Source organism: Ancalomicrobiaceae bacterium S20, from assembly GCA_040269895.1.
Lineage (GTDB): Bacteria > Pseudomonadota > Alphaproteobacteria > Rhizobiales > Ancalomicrobiaceae > Methyloraptor > Methyloraptor flagellatus.
Window position 1 is genome coordinate 1584509 of sequence record CP158568.1, and the last position, 18134, is coordinate 1602642.

At 68.6% G+C, this 18134-nt stretch carries 18 protein-coding genes; 1 reads left to right on the forward strand and 17 read right to left on the reverse strand.

The features are described from left to right. From ABS361_07395 to adh, 7 genes are all read right to left on the reverse strand, one after another. Nucleotides 1-1215, reverse strand: coding sequence for a hypothetical protein (locus ABS361_07395; GenBank protein XBY46049.1), 1215 nt, complete (start codon nucleotides 1213-1215; stop codon nucleotides 1-3). A 72-nt stretch (nucleotides 1216-1287) separates the two neighbouring features. After that, nucleotides 1288-1722, reverse strand: coding sequence for a c-type cytochrome (locus ABS361_07400; protein ID XBY46050.1), 435 nt, complete (start codon nucleotides 1720-1722; stop codon nucleotides 1288-1290). An 11-nt stretch (nucleotides 1723-1733) separates the two neighbouring features. Continuing rightward, on the reverse strand, nucleotides 1734-3503 hold the full coding sequence (locus ABS361_07405) for a GMC family oxidoreductase (GenBank protein XBY46051.1): 1770 nt from the start codon (nucleotides 3501-3503) through the stop codon (nucleotides 1734-1736). A gap of 44 nt (nucleotides 3504-3547) precedes the next feature. Continuing rightward, entirely contained in the window at nucleotides 3548-4246 is a 699-nt protein-coding gene (locus ABS361_07410; GenBank protein XBY46052.1) for a gluconate 2-dehydrogenase subunit 3 family protein, read from the reverse strand. 403 nt (nucleotides 4247-4649) lie between these two features. After that, entirely contained in the window at nucleotides 4650-5606 is a 957-nt protein-coding gene (locus ABS361_07415; protein ID XBY46053.1) for a LysR substrate-binding domain-containing protein, read from the reverse strand. Nucleotides 5607-5811: 205 nt separating this feature from the next. Next, entirely contained in the window at nucleotides 5812-6204 is a 393-nt protein-coding gene (locus tag ABS361_07420; GenBank protein XBY46054.1) for a DUF779 domain-containing protein, read from the reverse strand. A 176-nt stretch (nucleotides 6205-6380) separates the two neighbouring features. Then, nucleotides 6381-7901: an aldehyde dehydrogenase gene (gene adh / locus ABS361_07425; GenBank protein XBY46055.1), complete on the reverse strand. Its 1521-nt coding sequence runs from the start codon at nucleotides 7899-7901 to the stop codon at nucleotides 6381-6383. 383 nt (nucleotides 7902-8284) lie between these two features. Between adh and ABS361_07430 the strand changes: the two genes are divergently transcribed. Further along, on the forward strand, nucleotides 8285-8662 hold the full coding sequence (locus ABS361_07430) for a winged helix-turn-helix domain-containing protein (protein XBY46056.1): 378 nt from the start codon (nucleotides 8285-8287) through the stop codon (nucleotides 8660-8662). 199 nt (nucleotides 8663-8861) lie between these two features. On the opposite strand, the gene ABS361_07435 is transcribed toward ABS361_07430, so the two are convergent. The 10 genes from ABS361_07435 to ABS361_07480 all read right to left on the reverse strand — a co-directional run bounded on the left by ABS361_07435 (nucleotide 8862) and on the right by ABS361_07480 (nucleotide 18031). After that, on the reverse strand, nucleotides 8862-9812 hold the full coding sequence (locus ABS361_07435) for an energy transducer TonB (protein XBY46845.1): 951 nt from the start codon (nucleotides 9810-9812) through the stop codon (nucleotides 8862-8864). Then, nucleotides 9769-9969: a hypothetical protein gene (locus ABS361_07440; GenBank protein XBY46057.1), complete on the reverse strand. Its 201-nt coding sequence runs from the start codon at nucleotides 9967-9969 to the stop codon at nucleotides 9769-9771. Before ABS361_07440 ends, ABS361_07435 begins: the two co-directional genes overlap by 44 nt. Beyond that, nucleotides 9969-10325 carry a biopolymer transporter ExbD gene (locus tag ABS361_07445; GenBank protein ID XBY46058.1) on the reverse strand — a complete coding sequence of 119 codons (357 nt, stop codon included), beginning with the start codon at nucleotides 10323-10325 and terminating at the stop codon, nucleotides 9969-9971. The genes ABS361_07440 and ABS361_07445 overlap by 1 nt, the downstream gene beginning before the upstream one ends. Continuing rightward, entirely contained in the window at nucleotides 10322-10954 is a 633-nt protein-coding gene (locus ABS361_07450; GenBank protein ID XBY46059.1) for a MotA/TolQ/ExbB proton channel family protein, read from the reverse strand. Before ABS361_07450 ends, ABS361_07445 begins: the two co-directional genes overlap by 4 nt. A 77-nt stretch (nucleotides 10955-11031) precedes the next feature. After that, nucleotides 11032-13350, reverse strand: a complete 2319-nt coding sequence (locus ABS361_07455; GenBank protein ID XBY46060.1) for a TonB-dependent receptor — start codon at nucleotides 13348-13350, stop codon at nucleotides 11032-11034. Nucleotides 13351-13418: 68 nt separating this feature from the next. Further along, a complete protein-coding gene (locus tag ABS361_07460) occupies nucleotides 13419-13823 on the reverse strand; it encodes a DUF2946 family protein (GenBank protein ID XBY46061.1) in 405 nt (134 codons plus the stop codon). A gap of 162 nt (nucleotides 13824-13985) precedes the next feature. Then, complete coding sequence (locus ABS361_07465; GenBank protein ID XBY46062.1) at nucleotides 13986-16118, reverse strand: TonB-dependent receptor plug domain-containing protein; 2133 nt, start codon at nucleotides 16116-16118, stop codon at nucleotides 13986-13988. Nucleotides 16119-16265: 147 nt separating this feature from the next. Beyond that, entirely contained in the window at nucleotides 16266-16676 is a 411-nt protein-coding gene (locus tag ABS361_07470) for a hypothetical protein (protein ID XBY46063.1), read from the reverse strand. Next, on the reverse strand, nucleotides 16669-17364 hold the full coding sequence (locus tag ABS361_07475; GenBank protein XBY46064.1) for a helix-turn-helix domain-containing protein: 696 nt from the start codon (nucleotides 17362-17364) through the stop codon (nucleotides 16669-16671). Before ABS361_07475 ends, ABS361_07470 begins: the two co-directional genes overlap by 8 nt. 10 nt (nucleotides 17365-17374) lie before the next feature. Next, nucleotides 17375-18031: a DUF2244 domain-containing protein gene (locus ABS361_07480; GenBank protein XBY46065.1), complete on the reverse strand. Its 657-nt coding sequence runs from the start codon at nucleotides 18029-18031 to the stop codon at nucleotides 17375-17377. Nucleotides 18032-18134: the final 103 nt, after the last annotated feature.

Sequence of the window (18134 nt, forward strand, 5' to 3'; positions counted from 1 at the left end):
TCACGCGGCCTTGCGAAGCAGCGGCGCGCGCCGCTCGGTGATGTGGGAGGGGTCCAAGATCAGGCTCGCGCCGCAGCGGTCGAGCGCATCCGCGGCGTAGCGGCAGAGTTCGACGTTGTTGGTCGGGCGGACCACGCCGTCGGCACCGAGCAGATACGGGGCGTCCTCCATGCCGACGCGCAGGACATCGACCTCGCTGTCGTCCTGCGCGGCATAGCCGGCAAGGCGACGGACCGGATCGACGATCAGACCCGCATCCGGGCCGACGTCCATTGCCGAGGCGATGCCGGCGGCATGATGGGGCAGGACCGCAGCGCCGACCGTGATCGAGATCCGCCGCCGCTTCGGGCCGCCCGGATAGTCGCGCTCGAGCGACTTCGCCGCGGCGACAACGTTTCGGAACTCGCCGTAGGTCTGCGGGAACGGCAGCTTGGGCGAGAAGCCGAACAGCAGCGTGATGTTGAGCTGATCGGCTCCGGCGAGGGCGAGATCGCGGCGGGCGATCGCCATACGCGACATGGCGAAGCTGCGCACGAACTGCACCCATTCGATCTCGTCGAGCAGGTGCAGGCGGCGCCGCGCGGCGATGGCGCGGGCGTAGGCCTCCATCTGCACGGCCGGCGAGGATTGGCCGTAGCGGTTGCCGTTGGCGGTCGAGTGGGTCTCCATCGTGACGTCTTCCATGCGGGTCGATGGCCGGTAGCGGTCGACGGCGTCGAGGAAGGCATCGCTCTCGATGAAGTCCTTGGTCAGCCGGCCGGTCGCGTGCTCGAGATCGCAGACGATCTGAAGCTCGATCGCGGCCTGCATGGTGATGAAGTGCGCGCCGCCCTCGGCCAGCGACAGGTCGGCGTGGCTGACGCGTTCCCATTCGCCGTGATCGGCGATCCGCTGCATGACCTCCGGTCCGTTGCGGCTGGCGCCGAAGCTGATCAGCATGTCCGGATCGAGCGCCTGGACGAGGCGACCGACGCGGGCATAGACCGCATTGTCGGTCGTCTGCTCACGCGTGGAGAAGTTCCGCGCGTGGTAGTGGTAATAGCGGACGCCGAGATCGGAAAGCTGTTCGACTTCCCAGGCGATCTCGTCCTCGCCGACTGCGATGTCGACACCCGTGCAGATCCGGTCCAGCACCGCATCCCCCGTGAGACGATGGTTTCTCGGCGTGTATTTTGCCCCGGTGGAGCAGCAGCCGAGGATCAGTTCTTTGGGCATGGCCAATTCCTCGTTCCTAGTACGATGAGTTTTGGTCCGAGTACCTAGGGCCCAAGCCGAACGTTATTCTCCCTATTTGCTTACCTTCGTCTCAAGTCTTTTTATGTATGCGACGACATCGAGGCCGTCGTCTTTTGTTTCAAAGCCCGCAAATGGCATGCGATTGCCTGGAACGACTTGTTGCGGATCGACCAGGTAGTCGGAGAGCTTGTCGTCGTTCCAGACGATCGGGCTCTGCTGCATGGCGCGGGAGTAGGGGAAGCCGGGCACCCGGCCGGCGGGCCGGCCGATCACGCCGATCAGCGACGGGCCGCGATCGGTGCCGGCGCCGCGTTCGCCGTGGCAGGCGACGCACTGGCCGAACAGCGTGGCGCCGTGGTCGGCGTCGGCTGCGTGCGCCGGCGCTGCGATCGACTGTGCTGCGATCGACAGCGCCGCGGCGACGAGCGGACCCGTGGCCGCGGCCTTGGCGCGGCTTGCGGAGCGATGGCCGATCGGGCCGGTCACGCGCGCCGCCGTCATGCCGGAACCAGCGGAGCAGGATGCTTGACGTAGGCGCCGGCGATCGCCTGCGCGGCCCAGTAGGTCAGCGCGGCCGCGGCGGCGGTCGGGTTGTAGCCGGCGTTCTGCGGGAAGGCGGAGGCACCGACCACGAACAGATTGTGGGCGTCCCAGTGCTGCAGATAGCGGTTCACGACGCTGTCGGCGGGCGACTTGCCCATGATCGCGCCGCCGGAATTGTGGCTCGACTGATAGGCGGTGACGTTGAAGTCGCCCTTGCGCGGCTTCGGCGCGACGACGGTCGCGCCCATGGCGCGGCCGATCTCGGCGGCCTTGCCGAGCACCCAGTCGGCCATGGCGCGGTCGTTGTCGGTGAAGTTGTAGGTGACGCGCAGCAGCGGGTCGCCAAAGACGTTTCGGTAGTTCGGATCGAGGTCGAGGAAGTTCGCCCGCGAGGAATAGTTGGTGCCTTCAACGAGCATGCTCGCGGTCCGGCGATACCATTTCGCCGTCTCGGACTTCCATTTCGCGCCCCAGCGCGGTGTGCCCGGCGGCGTCGGGCGGAAGTTGATCGGCCGGCCGTTCGTCGAGCCGAGCGAGATGTAGCCGCCACCGAAGAAGTTCAGGTTGGAATGGTCGAAGTTGTCGCCGTTGAAGTCGTCGACGACCATGCCGAGGCCGCCGGCGCCCATGAACGGGTTCAGTTCCTCGGTTTCGAAGAACACCTCGCAGGTCGGCTGGATCTGATAGCAGTAGTTCTTGCCGACGACGCCGCTGCCGGTCTTCGGATCGTAAGGCGTGCCGATGCCGGAATTGAGCAGCAGCCGGGTGTTGCCGAACACCCAGGTGGCGAGCACGACGATCTCGGCCGGCTGGTCGAAGGTCTCGCCCGACCGCACGTCGATGTAGCGGACGCCGGTCGCGCGTTTGGCGGCCTTGTCGTAGAGCACGCGCGAGACATAGGCCTGCGTCAGCTTGCGAAACTTGGCCTCGCCGGTCAGCGCCGGTCCGAGCGTCGACCAGGGTGTGGCCTTGGCGTCGGCCTCGCAGCCGAAGCGGTCGCAGTGGCCGCAATATTGGCAGCCGCCGAGCTTGGCACCTTCCGGGTTGGTGTAAGGCGCGCTCGAATTGGACGCCGGCGCGGGAAACGGGTGCAGGCCGAGGTCGCCGGCGCCCTTGCGGAACAACTCGTTGGCATGGGACGGCGTCAGCGGCTTGTTCGGATATTCGCCGCTGCGCGGGCCTTCGAACGGGTTGCCGCCGGCCTGGATCGCGCCGCGGATGTTGCCGGCCTTGCCCGAGACGCCGCAGACGGCCTCGAACTTCGCATAATGCGGCTCGAGCTCGTCGTAGCTGACGTCCCAGTCCTGGATCGTCATGTAGTCCGGGATGCGCGCGGCGCCGTAGCGTTCGGTCAGATGGCTCTTCAGCCGATGGTCGGTCGGCAGGAAGCGGAAGGTGTTGCCGTTCCAGTGCGTGCCCATGCCGCCGACGCCGTCGCCGGGCAGGAAGGCGCCGAAGCGGCGGATCGGCAGCGCCTCGTCGGTCGGGCGATGGCGGAACGAGACCGGATCGGTCTTGGCGTCCTGCATCAGTTCCTGCCGGATCGAATAGCGCAGCTCGTCGCGGATCGACGGCAGCGCGAAGCTCGACGCGGCATCGCGATCCGGGCCGCGCTCGATCGCCAGCACTTCGAGGCCGGCCTTGGTCAATTCACGCGCCATGATGGCGCCGGTCCATCCGAGCCCGACGACGACCACGTCGACGGGCTTGAGCTGCTGAACCATGGGTCGAGCCTCGCGAGAAACGGGACAGATCGGATGGGGATTGGTCAGGCGAAATCGGCGATCGACTTCGGCTCGGCCTCGTAGCGCTTGCCGCGATGGGTCCGGATCGCCTTGGCGTAGGTCGCCGGCAGGCCGGGGTAGCCGATCATCCGCCAGGCGGCCTTGTCGCGATTGCCGCCGTAGATCGGGTCGGCGAAGAAGCCTTCCATCGTGAGCTGGAGCAGCATCTCGAAGAAGGCGGTCGCCTTGACGCGGCCGAGCGTGATCTTGCCGGCCTCGAGATCCTTCAGAACCGGATCGAGCTCGGCGGCGGGCAGGGCGGCGATCGGCTTGCCGCGCTGGGCCGTGCTCCAGTCGTCGAGCTCGGCCGCGCCGGCCTGGACCAGTTGCAGCGGGGTCATCGCGGACTGGTAGCCGAACACGGCCGGCGCATTCGGCCGGAACGGACCTTCGAGATAGAGCCGCGCACCGGCGCCGAAAGCCCCCGCGAGCTGGCGGTCGATGTAGGTGACCACGCCGCACTGGGAGGCGGAAGGCGACAGGTCGTCGGCCGGGATCAGGCGATCGACCAGCGCCGTCAGCAGCGCGGCCTCCTTGGGCGTCAGGGTGAGCAGTGCCTCAGGCGCGCCCGACGCCGGTGCGGCGACGGTGTCTGCCGTTGCGGAAGGTGCAGCCTCCGCGATCGATGTATTCGTGAGTGCCGCAGTGCCGACACTTAGAATAAAACTGCGCCGATCCAGCATGTTCGCCCCTCGCAACACTGCATCGTCCATGAAGGAAACTATGACAGTGCTGCAGATGAGGCGTCTAATTCCGAGCTAGAATAGTTATATGACGAACTCGCATCGAATCACGCGCTGCTCGTATTCGTTACAATCTGATGAATTTTTGGGATCTTCTATGCCGCATCGCCGGGCACTGCGGGTGCTCTCGGCCGGTCTCGCCCCATCACTGCATCGGCCCAGCGGCACCGAAGGCACCTGATCGAGACATTGGCCGAACCGGCGCTGCAGCGGATCCTGCGCATGACGCGGCGCGCCAGAAGCGGCGGTGGCCGATCCTGGTTGAGGAAAACTCTCTAGAGCGTTGATTAAAACGGATATGTGTGCGGATCAGCTCAGCCTTCGGCGACCCGCGAGCCGTGCCTCAGACCGCAATCGCCTCTGCCGGTTGAGCCCGCGGGCGCTGGGCCGTGAGCAGGGTCTGCCAGAGGTCTTCGGCCTTCTTGGAGAGGCGCTGTTGCGAGCGGTAGACGCGGATGTCGAGGTCGATGGTCATATCCGCGCCACCGGCCCGGACCAGACGGCCGCGCATCATGTCGCCCTCGGTCATGGTCAGCGGCAGCCAGGCGACGCCGAGGCCGGCGAGGGCCATGGTCCGGAGGCCGTCGGCGAGCGAATTGTCGTAGAGCGTCTGCAGATGCGTGAGGGCCGGGCGCCGTCCGAGCAGGCCTTCGACGGCCCAGCCGAGCGAACATTCCGGGCTGTAGGCGAGATAGGAGACCGCGCGGCTCGTGGCGGTCGCGAGCGCGTGCACCGGGGTTACACCGTCCGGCCCTGGCGCGGACAGCGGCACGAGGCTCTCGCGGCCGACCGAGATCCAGGCCTCGCCGGCGAGCGACCGATCGGCGCGGGCCGCGATCTCGCCTTCGCAGTCCATCAGGCAGACGACGAAATCGGCCGTGCCGTCGCGCAGCATGCCGACGCAGCCGGGCAGGTTGTCGGAGGCGACCGACAGGCGCACGCTGCCGAGCCCGGTCTGGATCGCCGGCAGCCAGTGCGGAAAGAACGACACCGAAAGGATGTGCGGCGCGGCGAACCGGATCTGGCGCAGGCGCTCGGTCTTGTCCTGCCGAATGGTGAGGCGGGCGGAATTCAGCCGCGCCAGCGTCTCGCTCGCGGCTTCGAGGAACTTGGTGCCGGCGTCGGTCAGGTCGATCTGGGCGTGGCGGCGGTCGATCAGCGGCGCGCCGACCCAATGTTCCAGGGACTGAATCCGTCGGCTGAGGCCGGACTGGGTGATGTTGCGGAGCTCGGCCGCCCGCGTGATGTTCCGCGTCTCGGCGACGGCGACCAGATCTTCAAGCCAGCGGATATCGAGCATCTGGACCCCATCGCGAGTCGTCGTCCGGGCGGACTCAACCACAGGATCATGTCATGGGGCTCGTGAATTCATCCATCCGCATATGACCGTATGTGTGCGACGCTGCTATGTTTTTTCGACGGATCGGCGCAATGGTCGACGGTTGCGGTCGAGCTTGTCGGTCCGCGGTCCGGCGTCGACCGTGCGGTGACGGTCGGTCGGCCGCTCACGTCAGTGGCGCGAGCGCGTCGCATTCGGCGTCGGTGAACACGCGGCTGCGGGTCAGGAACCGCACGCCCTCGGGCGCCTCGAGCGAGAAGCCGGAACCGCGGCCCGGCACGACGTCGATGATCAGCTGCGTGTGCTGCCAATAGGCGAACTGCGCGGCGCCGATGAAGAACGGCATGCCGCCGATTTCGCCGAGGCGGACGTCGCTGCCGCCGGTGCGGAAGTCGCCGGCCGGGTAGCACATCGGCGCCGAGCCGTCGCAGCAGCCGCCGGATTGATGGAACATCAGCGGTCCGTGCCGGGCCGCGAGCTTGGCGATCAGCGCCAGCGCGGCGTCCGTCGCCGTCACGCGCTCGACCGGCGCGTGTTCGTCCACCACGCGTTCGACCATGATCGGTCTCCTCATCCGATGAAAAACGAAACCCTGGGCGCCGCCCCAGATGCAGGAAGGACGGTGTCCGGGGTGGCCCCGAGGGGTATGGCGCCTCGAGGCGTGTCGGGTCGAGAGAAACGCCGGTCCTTGCGCCTCGGGGCGAGGGACCGGCGTTCGATGCTCGGACGGGCGGCTCAGAAGAAGCCGAGCGCCTTGGTCGAGTAGCTGACCAGCATGTTCTTGGTCTGCTGATAGTGGTCGAGCATCATCTTGTGGGTCTCGCGACCGATGCCCGACTGCTTGTAGCCGCCGAAGGCCGCGTGGGCCGGGTAGGCGTGGTAGCAGTTGGTCCACACGCGGCCGGCCTGGATCGAACGGCCGAAGCGGTAGGCGTGGTTGATGTTGCGGGTCCACACGCCGGCGCCGAGGCCGTAGAGCGTGTCGTTGGCGATCTCGAGCGCCTCTTCCGGGGTCTCGAAGGTGGTCACCGACAGCACCGGGCCGAAGATCTCCTCCTGGAAGATCCGCATCTTGTTGTGGCCCTCGAACACGGTCGGCTGGACGTAGAAGCCCTCTTCGAGCTCGCCGCCGAGATGGGCGCGACCGCCGCCGGCGAGGAGCTTGGCGCCCTCCTGCTTGCCGATGTCGATGTAGGCCAGGATCTTCTCGAGCTGGTCGTTGGAGGCCTGCGCGCCGATCATGGTCGAGGGATCGAAGGGATGGCCCTGGACGATCTTGGCGACGCGGGCGAGCGCCTTCTCCATGAAGCGATCATAGACCGACTTCTGCACCAGCGCGCGGCTCGGGCAGGTGCAGACCTCGCCCTGGTTCAGCGCGAACATCGTGAAGCCTTCGAGCGCCTTGTCGAGGAAGTCGTCGTCCTCGTTCATGACGTCGGCGAAGAAGATGTTCGGCGACTTGCCGCCGAGCTCGAGCGTCACCGGGATGATGTTCTCCGACGCGTACTGCATGATCAGACGGCCGGTCGAGGTCTCGCCGGTGAAGGCGATCTTGGCGATACGCTTGTTCTGGGCGAGCGGCTTGCCGGCTTCGACGCCGAAGCCGTTGACGACGTTGATGACGCCGTCCGGGATCGCTTCCTTGATGATGTCGATCAGCACCATGATCGACAGCGGGGTCTGCTCGGCCGGCTTCAGCACGACGCAGTTGCCGGCGGCGATCGCCGGGGCGAGCTTCCACACGGCCATCAGCAGCGGGAAGTTCCAGGGAATGATCTGACCGACGACGCCGAGCGGCTCGTGGAAGTGATAGGCGACCGTGTCGTGGTCGATCTCGGCGATCGAACCTTCCTGGGCGCGGATGCAGCCGGCGAAGTAGCGGAAGTGGTCGATGGCGAGCGGCAGGTCGGCGTGGGTCGTCTCGCGGATCGGCTTGCCGTTGTCGATGGTCTCGACGAGGGCGAGCACGTCGAGGTTCGCCTCCATGAGGTCGGCGATCTTGTTGAGCACGCGGGCGCGCTCGGCCGGCGAGGTGCGGCCCCAGGCGTCCTTGGCCTTGTGGGCGGCGTCGAGGGCGAGCTCGATGTCCTGCGCCTGGCTGCGCGCCACCTCGCAGACGATCTTGCCGGTGACCGGGCTCAGGTTGGCGAAATACTCGCCGTTGACCGGGGCGACCCACTTGCCACCGATGAAGTTGTCGTAGCGGGCGCGCCAGATCACGCGCGACTTCAGCTTCTCGATTTCCTGATGGAACATGACGTCCTCCCTTCGGCGCGGCGGGTCGACGCCTCGCGCCTTTGTTGTCTTCGGCCTGTGGGCCGATCCGCGCGGTCTTGCCCTGCAGAGGTCGAGGGCAAGTCCTGCGGACCACGCCCGTTCGGTTGCGGTGCAGCATGACCGATCGCGGGCGACGTTATATTCATGCATAAATAACGCAAGCTGTACGCTCGCGTGAAACACCTACACCTTCGTAGTGGATGGTCAGGTGCGGGACAGGTCTCGGCCGGCTCCGCACATGCGGAAATCGGCATACCAGCCGCTGTCCACCTCTGGCGGTGGCGGACGCGGCGGGCCATAGTCGCCGCGGGCGCGTGTGCGCCGAGGCCCCCGCGGCCACCATCAAGACCCGGAACCGCCGAATGCCGACCCTGAGCCTCCGCATCGATCTCGACTCCGACGGCCGGATCGGTCCCGGCAAGATCGAACTGCTCGAGAAGATCGCCGCTTTCGGCTCGATCTCGGCGGCCGGGCGGGCGATGGATATGTCGTATCGGCGGGCCTGGGAATTGGTCGAAGAGCTGAATTCGATCTTCGGCAAGGCGGTTGTCGAGAGCCAGACCGGCGGTCGCAAGGGCGGCGGGGCCCGGCTGACCGTGCTCGGACTGGCGCTGATCGCGCGCTATCGGGCAATCGAGCGCGCGGCGGTCGATGCGGCCGCGCCGCATCTGAAGGCGCTCCAGGACGAGATCGCGCGGTCGCCGGACGTGGCCGATTCCGCGGCGGCGTCCGAGGCCTGAGTCGACCCATCCATACTGCGGCAGGCCTCCGGCCGTGTTGCCCCGCGGCGCAAACGCCGATCCGATGAGCGGTCGGATACGGCGCGCATGCGCGTGTCGCTATCGTCCGAGAAATACAACGAACGACGTACGCTATATTCATTAGGTAATAACGCGAGGTCGGTCTGCGTGCGTTGCGGCATGGCGCATCGCGTGACGCTCACCGCAGATGGAAGCGGATGTTGGTCGAGGTCGAAAACCGCCCGCCGGGGGGCGGCGGTGTGCGTACGCGGCCGAGGATGGTCAGCGCGGCGGCATCGAGGCTCGGATCGCCGGAGGAACGGATCACCGACCGCTCGGTGACCGTGCCCGACGGTCCGACAGTCAGGGAGACGCCGACGCTGCCGGCGGCGTTGCGGGCCCGGGCCTCGGCCGGGAAGAACGTGTTGCGCGCGATCTCGGCGGCCAGCAGCGAGGCGTAGCTCGCGCGTGCTGCGGCGGCCGCCTCGGCCTGCGGCTGCGCCGCCGCGATCGAGCGCGGCGGCGGCCGGACGGGTGTCTCGGGCGATACGGCGTGGCTTCTCCGGCGGGTTCTCCCGACGCTTCGGCGGCTCCGGCGGCGGGGCGACGAAAACGCTCGGTTCGCGCACGGCCGGTGCCACGATGACGGGGGCCGGCCGCTCCGGTTCGGGCGCCGGAGCCGGGGGGCTCGGGCAAGGCCACGGGCTCCGGAGGCTGCGGTTCCGGTTCGGCCGGCTTGGTCTCGACGGGAGACGGCTCGGGCGCGAGAGGGGCGGGCGCCGGTTCGGGCTTGGGCGGCTCTGCCTGCGTCGGCGCCGGCTCGGGAGGAGCCGTCGTCTCGGGCGGAGCCGGCGGAGCCGCGGCGACGGGCACCGCAGCGGTCGTCTCGGATGCTGGTTCGGGAACCGTGGATTCGGCCGCGATCGTGACCTCGATCGTCTCGACCGCGGGCGCGGGAGCCGGGCTCGGCGCCAGCGACCAGAGCGCAACCGCCGCATGGCCCGAGAGCGCGAGGCCGATCGCGGCCGGCCGCAGCCAGCGGGCACGCAGGTCGGTGGGGCGAAGCAGCGGGGCAGGACGCGGCACGAAGGCACTCATGGCGATCGTCAGTGATGATCGTGTACGCCGGCGGGCGCGGCCTGCTCGGCAGACAGGGACTGAGTGGCCGGTGCCTGCGATGCGGGCGGTCCGGCGACGGGGCTTGCGGGCACAGGCGCGTCGATGCCCGATCGGGCGGCGGCCGTTCTGGTGGTTCGGTCGGTGACGATCGCGATCCGGGTCAGGCCGGCGCCGGCGAGGCGGTCCATCACGGCGACGATGTCGCCGAACGGCGTTTCCGATCGCCGCGCAACTGGATGGTCGCGGCCGGATCGCCGCCGGCCGCCGCGCGCACCTTGTCCACCAACGTGTCGAGCGTGACCGGGTCGGTGCCGACCGCGATGCGGCCGTCCTTGGCGACGCTGAGCGGTATGGGCTTCTTCGGGTCGAGCGGCTTGGCGACGGCGGCGGCCGGCAGGTCGAGCTTCAATCCGCTGGCGAGCAGCGGCGCCGTGATCATGAACACGACGAGCAGCACCAGCATCACGTCGACGAGCGGCGTGACGTTGATGTCGGCGAGCGGCCGGAAGCCGCCTCGTCCGGATGACGGGTCCGAGGGGGTCATCGACGGTCCTCCGGGTCCGGGCGACCGGCGAGGCCGGCCGCGATGAGAATCGCGCGGGCATCGACGATGTGGCCGATGCGTTCGGCCCGGCGGGCGAAGCCGGCGCCGAGGCGCGAATAGCCGATCGAGGCGGGAATCGCGGCGACGAGGCCGTAGGCGGTGGCCGCGAGCGCCTCGGCGATGCCGGGGGCGACGGTGGCGAGGCTCGTGTCCTTGGTCGCGGCGATGCCGACGAAGCTGGTCATGATGCCCCAGACCGTGCCGAACAGGCCGACGAAGGGCGCGACCGAGGCGATCACGGCGAGGTTCGGCAGGCCGCCCTCGGCTTGCGCGAGACGAGCCCGCGCGGTTCGGTGCATCGCTTCCGCGACCCGATGGCGTCGCTCGCCGACCGTCTCGCCGGGGATGGCGAGACGGGCCGCGTCGCGGCCGGCGTCGTCGATCTCGCCGATCAGGCCGCCGGCCGCGCCGGCCCTGAGCGTCCGGCCCAAGCGGGCCAGCACGGCGACGGCCTCGATGATCAGGATCCAGCACCAGACGGAGGCGCCGAGCAGCAGGATCATGACGGTCTTGCCGACCGGACCGGCCTGCAGGAACAGACCGACGGGCGACAGGGTGATGCTATCCATGGGGTCGGCTCCCGATCGGGGAACCGGCGGCGCCGCGTCCCGACATCGTCGGGCCCGACGCCACCGGTCTGGCGGGGTCAGAGTTTGATCTTGGCGCTGGCGAAGAAGGTTCGACCCGGGAACGGGTGGAACAGCATGTAGCGGTAGTCGGCGATGTTATCGATGCCGAAGTCGAGCGTGGCCCAGGCGTTGAGCTTGTACTGGGCATGCAGGTCGGCAACGAGGAAGCGGTCGAACGACTGGTAGACCTTCGAGATCACATCGGCGTTGTCGAGGGTCGCGAACTGGCGGCCGCTGTAGCGTGCCGCGAGCGTGAAGGCCCAGACGTCGTTCGGGCGATAGGTCGCGGCGATGGTCGAGCGGAAGTCGGGCACGTAGGGCACGTGCTTGCCGACGACGGAGGTCGCGCCGCCCCAGGAGCGGTCGGCGATGATCCGGCTATCGACCCAGGTCACGCTGCCGGAAAGCTGAAGGCCGTCGATCAGGACGTTGTTCTTCTCCGCGGCGATCTCGATGCCTCGGTTGCGGATGTGATCGACATTGCCGACGACCGTGAACAGCGTCGTCGTATTGGGTGCCACGTAGCTCGACTGCGAAACGAGCGCGTCGAACGTGTCCTCGGTGAACAGAGACAACCGGACGCGACCGCCGTCGAGCCGGCGCTCGATCGCGACTTCCCCGGAGAGTGCCCGTTCCGGCTTGAGGTTCGGGTTCGGCGAGATGATCGTCGTGCCCGATGTGACGGTTTGGTAGAGCTCGGTCACGGTCGGGAAGCGGTTGGCGACGCCGAAGGCGCCGGAGACCGTCCAGTCGGGCGTCGCCTGCCACTCCAGCGCGGCCTTCGGCGAGAAGCGCAGCGCCGAGACGCTCGCTTGGTTCACGCCACTCGTGCCGGTGATCGCGCCGGTCGTTGCATTGGTGGTGGTGTTCAGCGTGAAGCCGTTCGAGGCCGTCCAGTCCTCCAGCCGGCCACCGAGCGTCGCCTTGAAGCCGGGGGCGAACTTCCAGGCGTCTTGCAGGAAAACGGCATTGGTGGCCGTCGTGCCGCGGCTGGTCGAGTAGAGCGTGCCGTCGCCGCCCGAGGGGCCGCTCTCCCAGGTCGCGGTCCGATAGACCGGATTGGACAGGCGATAGAGATCGGCATGGACGCCGAAGCTCACCTCGTGTGCGCCGCCGGGACCGAACGGTCGCCAGATGCCCTTGGCATCGGCGTTGGTCCAGTTGGTGCCGTCGAGGCGGGTGATCTTGCCATAGGTCGAGAAGCCGGTGCCGGTGGTCACCGTCCACGGATTGCGCTGGATATCGTCGAGCACGTCATAGCGCGAGACCGAGACGTCCCAGTCGAACACGTCCTTCATGTCGGTTTTCAGCGACAGGGACTGGGCGAGGTGGCGCTCCTGGATCGAGTAGCGGCCGCTTGCGAAGCCGCTGAGCCCGCCGAAGGTCGGCCGGCCCGTGGCGGTCGCGGTCAGGTAGGTGTCGACGTCGGAGCGGCCGATGTTCTGCCAGAGCGCCGCAGTGTAGGTCGCGCGAAGCCAGGGCGTGATGTCGAGGGCGAACTTCGACTTGAGGTTCACCATGTCGGTGTGCAGCAGGCCGCCGGCGCCGACCACATTGGCGACGCCCCCAGTGCGGTTCAGCGCGGCATATGTGCCAGTGGTGCCGGCCGGCGCGGTCGCACTGGTGACATAGGTCAGCGGCTGGCTGTAGCTGTCCTGGAAGTTGCCGGACAGCAACCAGGAGAAAGCCTCCGACCGACCGCCGATCGAGCCGCTGGTCTGCGTGGTCGGCAGGAGTTTGCTCGTGCCGTATTGCGTGAAGGTCTGCCAGGCCGTCGTCTGCTTCGCCGACCATTCGAACTTGTCGGGCATGCGGGTGGTGAACTGCAGCACGCCGCCGATCGAATTGCCGGGGAAGGCGGCCGCATAGGGGCCATAGAGGAAATCGACGCGCTCGATCTCCTCCGGCGCGACCAGACCCCAGCGCGGGGCGCCGATCGTGTTGTTGTTGGCGATCAGCGCGCTGAGCAGGATGTCGTCGGCGTAGACCAGCGTGCGCGCCGAGGAATTGACGCCCCAGGTACGGGTCGCGAGCACGGGCTGCGTGTCGCCGGCATTGCGTTTGCGCACGAACAGGCTCGGCAGGTATTTCACCGCGTCTTCGCTGTCGATCACGTTGACCTGCGCGTCGATCGTCTCCTTGGTGACGCTCGCGGCGGTCTGCGGCAGGTTCTGCCGGTCCTTGATCGGCGCCGCGCCGGCGCCGACACGGTCGGCGGTCACTTCGATATCGGGCAGGGTGTCGCCGTTGGCGCCGGCGGCGGCTGCGGGCGACGCGAGACAGGCGGCAGCGACGGCGAGAGCGCTCGCGCCGCACAGGATGGAATGACGGATCATGGATGTCTCCCGACGGCCCGCGAGGGGGCCCGGAACGAAAGGATCGGCCGTGAGGCCGGGCTCGATCGTCAGGAGAAGCTTGGTGGCGCGCGGGCGCGGAATCGTTGTTCCAGCGCAAGATTCAGCCGCGTGACATTGGTCGTGCGCCAGCCATGCGGGTCGAGGATGAGGGTAGCGGGCGGCACCGGGGCCGCGAGCGGGACCGGCGGCGTGCCGACCGGCGCAGCCGCTGTACAGAAGGCGCAGCAGTCGTCGCCGGAGGCGGGATGGGCCGGGCCGGCGTCGTTTGGGGTGGCGGCGACATGCGTGCAGATCACCGCGCCGGCGAGCGGATCGAGGGCGGCAACGGCGGCCGTATTCGCCCCGACCGGCGCAATGAATTGCGCCAGCCAAGCGATCAGCAGAAGCGGCAGGATCGCATGGATCCGACGCAAGCCCACGGTGAGCCCCGATCTCGATTGTGTCGAGATCATGGCTAGCACGGGCGATGCCGTCGCGTCGATGCGGCGTTTTTGGAATTACACCGACCATTGGGCCGCGTCTCCTCTGCGCCACAGGCGCGGCGGGGTGTACCGCCGCGCCGGTCAGTAAACCGAGCGGCAGGCGCGACCGCCCGCCGCTCGATCCGCCGGTGGTCAAAACTTCATCGAGACGCCCGCATAGATCGTCCGACCCGGGCCGGGCAGGGCGCTGATCGTGCCGACCGAGCCGCCGGCCTTGTAGTCGGCGAAGTCGACGCCGCCGAGCGGCAGGGCGTAGCGCTGGTCGAAGATGTTCTCGACGCCGAGATCGAACCGGATCGCGCCCCACTGGTAGCCGGTGCGGTAGGCCAAAAGCGCGTAGCCGGGCGTGGTCGGCTCGTTGCGGGTGTTCGACACGCGCGTCTTCTCGGAGACCAGCTGCAGCTCGAGCGCATTCGACCAGGCGCCGAGCCCGTGCTCCAGCGCGATCCGGCCGTTGAGCGGCATGATGCGATAGAGCCCGTCGCGGGTGTCGAGGTTCTCGCCATGGGCATAGGCGAGCGAACCCGTGACGGCGAAGCTGCCCCAGGTCTCGTTGGTCCAAAGACGGGCGCGCGCCGAGGCGTCGAAGCCCCAGAGCTCGGCATCGTGGTTGGCGAAGCGCAGCAGCGGGAAGGCGCCGGTCGAGAGCTGCTGCGGATGCCGGTCGGCGTCGATGTAGTTCTCGACATAGGAGTACCAGGGCGTGACCTTGAGCTCCCAGTCGCGCCGGGCGGCATCGTGCAGGCCGAGCGTGAACGAGGCGATGTGGGCGACCTCGGGCTTCAGGTTGACGTTGCCGACATAGCCGTTGGCGTCGCCGGCCCAGGAGATCATGCGGCTCGCCATGGTGCCGGTCGACCAGGCATAGCGCTCGTAGAGGTTCGGCGAGCGCGTCTTGCGGGCGTAGCCGAACTCGGTGTCGACCAGTTCGGTCGGCTTCCAGCGCGCGAGCGCGGTCAAGTCGAAGTTGATGTCGGTCTTGGCATGGTCGAGCGCGTTGAAGGCGGTGGAGTCGCGCAGGTAGTTCACCATGCCGTTGACGGCGCTGTAGCCCTGGACGTTACCGGTATCCATCCACACCGTGTCGTTGCGGATGCCGAGCAGCGTCGACCACTCCTTCGACCAGGTCTTCTCCCATTCGGCGAAGGTCGAGAGCCGGTCGCGGCGGCCGCCGTTGATGTTCCAGAACGTGTTGCAGCACATGCCCGGATACATGCCGGCGACCGGCGGCCACCAGTCGTCGAGGGTGGTGTGGCGGAACTCGTTGCCGAGACGCAGCAGGTCGGTCTTGGTCAGCGCGAACTCGGCCTTGACCGCCCAGCCGATATCGTCGCCGCGCGTGTACATCGGCATGCCGGTGGTCGAGGTCACGATCCGGCCGCCGTACTTGTCGGCGAGGAAGTTCATGTAGTGCTCGGTGTGCTGGTAGTAGGCGCGCGCGTCGAGCGCCCCCCAGTCGAACGCGCCCTGATAGCGGGCGTTCAGGAAGCCGACGTGATTGCCGAGCATGTCCATGCGGACGTTCGGGAAACCCTGGTAGGGGATGTTCTGGATGCCGCCGGTCAGGGTCGCGACGCCGTTGTCGAGCCGGCGCGACAGCCTGAGCGTATGGTTCAGCGCCTCGTAGAGCGTCGACCGGACGACGCGGCCGCCGCCGGCCTCGTAGTTGGACGCCTTGGTCCAGGAGCCGTCGTAGTCGAGCGCCCAGTCCTTGTTGGCGACCGAGGCATTGAGGTTGGCGGCGACGCCGTTGCCGTTCGAGCGATAGACGATCCCGGCGCCGCCGTGGATCTCGATGCCGGGGCCGGTCGCGAAGCGCGGCGCGCGCGGCTCCACGATGATCGTGCCGCCGATGCTGTCGCCGCCCTTGGAGACCGGCACGAGACCCGCCAGCACCTCGACCGAGCCGACATTCGACGGGTCGATGTAGGAGAGCGGCGGGTTCATGTGGTTGCCGCAGGCCGAGGTGATCGCCATGCCGGCCGTCAGCACGTTGATCTGGTCGTCGGAAAAGCCGCGGATCACCGGCAGCGACGAGACGCCGCCGCCGGCGGCGGTGGTCACGCCCGGTACGGCATTGAGCAGCCCGGCGGTATCGCTGGTCGCGACCGCGCGCTCGGCCAGCGGCTGGCCGGTCAGGGTGAAGCTGGCGAGCGGGCTGTCGAGGCCGCCCTTGCCGGTGCCGACAGGTGCGGTGCGCTCGCCATAGACGACGATGTCCTGCAGCGCCTGCTCGGCGGCCGCTTGGGCCGGTGCCGCGAGCACCGCGAGGCCGAGCAGGCCGGTCGCCCGGCAGATGGCGGCACGGTGGATGGGGAACTGGGCATGAACGTCTCCCGTCCCGACGCCGTCTCGCGGTCATCGGGGACTGTGAACCGAGTGTGGAGCCCTTGCGGGCGTGCCGGATGGGATTCAGGCCGGGAGCGGCGGGGCACGAGCACGCGCGGCGACGCAGCGTCGGCGTGGCAGTGCCTCGTCATCGTGGGCCGGCCAGTCCTGCACCGCCACGGTCTCGACGATCGGAGCGCCTGCTGCGTCCGGTTCGGTCGGCGGCGGCGCGGCCGTGGCGATCGAGCAGAACTGGCAACAATCGGCGTGGATGGTCGGCAGATGGCGCGGGCCACCGTGATCGCCGCAGATCACGACAGCCGCGAGCGGATCGAGACGCGTGACGAAGGCGTTGGTGGTGGCGACCGGCGCCGCGAGAAAGACGAGCCAGGCGAGCAGGAACGGCAGCAGCGCCGCCGGGACGCAGCGACGCCGGACGGCGGTCGTCGCCGCCGTCCGGTCCTGCGTCCCGACGATGTGCCGCGCGTCATGCATGGGCGGCGCCCCCCGGTTCGAGCAGGCGATCGAGCCCGGCGCGGTCGCGGATCTCGAAGCGCGTGAAGCGCGCCACGCCGATCAGGCCGCGTCGCTGCAGCGCGGTCAGGTTCCGGCTCACCGTCTCGATCACGAGGCCGAGCCAGTCGGCGAGATCCTGCCGCGACAGCGGGCAATCGAAGCCGACGCCGTCCGCCGACAGAACCTCGGAGAGCCGCAGCACGCCGGCCGCAACGCGTTCGAGCGCGGTCAGCCGGCCGAGCAGCATCGCGTGACGGTGCTGGCGGGCGATGGTCGCCAGCGCGGCCGCCACGACATCGGCCGCCTGCGTCTGCGCGGAGCCAAACGGCTCGGTGACACAGTCGGTCAGCGCGACGGCGTCGTGGCCATGGACCGGCCGGTCGCTGAGGCCGAACACGTCGCCGGGGCCGAGGATATCGTAGATCTGGCGCCGGCCGTCCGGCAGCGTGCCGACCAGCATGACCGCGCCGCGCCGGACAACGAAGGCGCCGCAGGCAGGATCGCCGCTGCGGTGGATGGTGTCGCGGGCGCGGATAGGGCGCGGGGCCGTCGTAGCGGCGAAAGGATCGGACCGCACCGGCGCGGGTATGGCGGCGGCTGCGAGCGCGCCAGCGAGTGGCGGGGCGATCAGGGCGGCGGGCGAGAGGGCTTCGTTCGAGCGATACATCCGTGCCTCCTCAAGCCGCGAGCAGAGGAAGGGCGGCGGTCGTCTCGACGCGCATCGGCGTGCCGTCCGCGGCGAGGGCGCGGGTCAGGGCGTCGAGGAACGCCACGCGCTCGGCCGGCGCCAGATCGCGGGCGATCTCGACGCGGCGCTGTCGGTGGCGCAGGCGGATCGCACGGCAGCCATAGTCGGGATCCTGGTCGCGTTCGACCACCGATCCCCAGACCGGCAGTTCGATCCGGTCGACGATCGCGTCGCCGCGCCGATGCTCGATCCGGATCGTCCCGGCCTCGACCGTGATCCGCTCGGCGCGATCGGCCTCGGCGCGGAACACGGTCAGCGCGAAGGCGAGGACGACGCCATCGATCAGCACATAGACGCCGGCGACCCAGACGCCGATCAGCAGAAAGAAGATCTGCACCAGCAGGGCGGCGGCGAGCACGCCGACGATCAACCAAGTGTAGCCCCGGTCGGCCAGGGATAGATGCGGCGTGACGATCACGTCGAAGACGGGGGAGCGGGAGGGGCTGTCGGAGGGACCGTCGGAGCCGGGCGCCTGCCGGTCGTGGACCGGGCTTCCGGAATGCACGCCATCGGCAGCGGCCGGACCGCCCTCGCGGGCAGGGCTAAGCGGACGGCCGGGCGCGGCCGTGGAAGTGAGGATCGACATCGGGATTTTCTCCACCACGCGGGGGAGCGAACGGCCATGGGCCGTCGCAAGACCGGTTCCGGATCGCAGGACCGGAGCCTGTTCGGGTCAGTGCGTGGTGTGA